Source organism: Bradyrhizobium sp. (assembly GCF_049581145.1).
In the GTDB taxonomy this organism is placed as follows: Bacteria; Pseudomonadota; Alphaproteobacteria; order Rhizobiales; family Xanthobacteraceae; genus Bradyrhizobium.
This window is the reverse complement of record NZ_JBAURI010001185.1, coordinates 1-1,824: the sequence shown is the minus strand read 5'-3', so window position 1 is coordinate 1,824 and position 1,824 is coordinate 1. Positions and strand designations below refer to the sequence as shown.

Annotated in this window: 3 protein-coding genes and 1 pseudogene; 2 read left to right on the top strand and 2 right to left on the bottom strand. The window is 63.0% G+C overall.

Features of this window, described 5'->3' with window-relative positions; genetic code table 11:
- On the top strand, positions 1 to 412 hold a 412-nt coding region (locus WCB02_RS37705; RefSeq protein ID WP_423967061.1), incomplete at its 5' end, for a CorA family divalent cation transporter.
- A gap of 234 nt (positions 413 to 646) precedes the next feature.
- Positions 647 to 871, top strand: coding sequence for a hypothetical protein (locus WCB02_RS37700; protein ID WP_423967059.1), 225 nt, complete (start codon positions 647 to 649; stop codon positions 869 to 871).
- A 182-nt stretch (positions 872 to 1,053) separates the two neighbouring features.
- Here the strand turns inward: WCB02_RS37700 and WCB02_RS37695 are convergent, their stop codons facing one another.
- On the bottom strand, positions 1,054 to 1,485 hold the full coding sequence (locus tag WCB02_RS37695) for a nuclear transport factor 2 family protein (protein ID WP_423967057.1): 432 nt from the start codon (positions 1,483 to 1,485) through the stop codon (positions 1,054 to 1,056).
- Positions 1,486 to 1,631: 146 nt separating this feature from the next.
- Positions 1,632 to 1,824 (bottom strand): annotated as a pseudogene (locus WCB02_RS37690) (class I SAM-dependent methyltransferase); the annotation flags it as partial.

Sequence of the window (1,824 nt, the reverse complement as noted above, 5' to 3'; positions counted from 1 at the left end):
CCTCACCTCGAAAGTCCGCGAGAGCCTGGTCTCGATCGGCCGCCTCGTCTCCTTCGTCGCCGCCGAGTCCGATGGGGTCAAATGGTCGAAGGAAATGCGCGTGCAGCTGAAGACCATGCAGCGCGATGTCGGTTCCCTGACCGACCACGCCTCCTATCTGTCGAACAAGATCACCTTCGTGCTCGACGCCATGCTCGGTGTCGTCAATCTCGAGCAGAACAACATCATCAAGCTGTTCTCGGTGATGGCCGTGGTGCTGATGCCGCCGACCCTGATCGCCTCGATCTACGGCATGAACTTCAAGATCATGCCCGAACTGGAATGGACGCACGGCTATCCGCTTGCGCTGATCGCGATGGTGGCCGCCGCGGTGCTGCCTTACCTGATCTTCAAATGGAAGAACTGGTTGTAGGAGGTCTTAACTGCGAGGAGCGGCTTGTGCGCCGCAATTCGACGAGCAAGAGCGGAAGCGACGGAGCAGTTGCCCCTTGTTGCTTTACGGATCGCTTCGCGTCGTTCGCAATGACGACCCCATTCGATAGCGCTTTGTTTGCTGCCCGAATTTCTCCGGTAAAATTTGAGCGGTGCGCTGAACGTTTGAGCGAAACTTCTCTGCGATGGTGTCCTCCATAAGCCGAGGACAGCCATGGTTGAGAAATCCATAACGTCATCCCGCAACGTCGTCGAGCTCGCGCGGTATCGCGAGCGCAACGGCGCTGGCACGGCGTTTGCGATTCCGCCGCGCAGCTGCCGGCATTGCGGCGCCGTGCTCGCCGATGGCGAGCGCGAGGAGGAATGCTCCAGCACCTTCAACCTCGACACCGCCCGCCTGCGCTGGCACGCCGCGCAGATTCTGCGCGGATTGATTTGATTGATCGGGCACCGCTCGACGCCTAATTCCGTCATTGCGAGCGCAGCTAAGCAATCCATCGTGTCGCAAAACAGGAATGGATTGGTTCGTCGCTATCGCTCCCAGGAATGACGGGAGTTGTCGCGCCATACACCTCCCGCAACCTGCAGCGCCCGGCTCGGCGCCACCAAGGCGGCCGCCCCTCACGCCTCGGCCGGCGCGACGCGCACCCAGAAATCGTTGAACTCGACGCTATCGAACATCGCCGACGCCCGCGTGACCCTGCCGTCATGCATTTCGAACAGCCAGAAATAGGTGTTGGCATAGGGCTCGCCGTCGCGCGCGGTCCCCTTGGCGTCGAAGAAGATCACCACGACATCGCCGTCGGCGTAGATCCCGCGGATGCTGGGCTTCAGCCCGACGCTAATGCGCGCGTTAAATGGCCGGATCACCTCGCGCAGGAAAGTCTCGCGGCCCCGATAGGTCTTCGACGCGACCGAGCGGCCCTCAATGGTCCAGCTTGCATCCTCGGTCAATAGTTCGAACGGGCTGCCGGTGCCTTGCGCCCATGCCTCGAAGCGCTCGCGGACCAGCGCCTTGTTCCGATCCTCGCGGGACGTCGCGGTGTCGTTCATGCTGTCTCTCCTTGAATCTGGCGGACTGCCGTGTAACGGCTGAATGAACAGGCGGAACGATCTTGTCGCATCGCGCGACGACCGCAAGATGAAACCCGCGCGCGCCGCTGGCGATTATTTGAGCGTCCCTCGCGCAGCCACGGCGCCTACCGCCGCACCACCTGCGCCGTCGCCACCACGATCTCGGTCACGAACCCCTCGCGGCTGAACGGCGCCAGCCGCGCCTCGACATCGTGCAGCATCGCCTCGGCCTGGTCGCCGAGCACGCCGGGCGAGGACGACGAGAACGTCAGCACCCGCCGCGCCAGGTCGCGCACGGCGACCGCGCGGCTGGTCTCG

What these genes read in the sequence shown, in the direction of transcription:
- WCB02_RS37700 (WP_423967059.1), top strand. Translation starts at nt 647, where the DNA reads ATGGTTGAGAAATCCATAACGTCATCCCGCAACGTCGTCGAGCTCGCG.
- WCB02_RS37695 (WP_423967057.1), bottom strand. Translation starts at nt 1,485, where the DNA reads ATGAACGACACCGCGACGTCCCGCGAGGATCGGAACAAGGCGCTGGTC.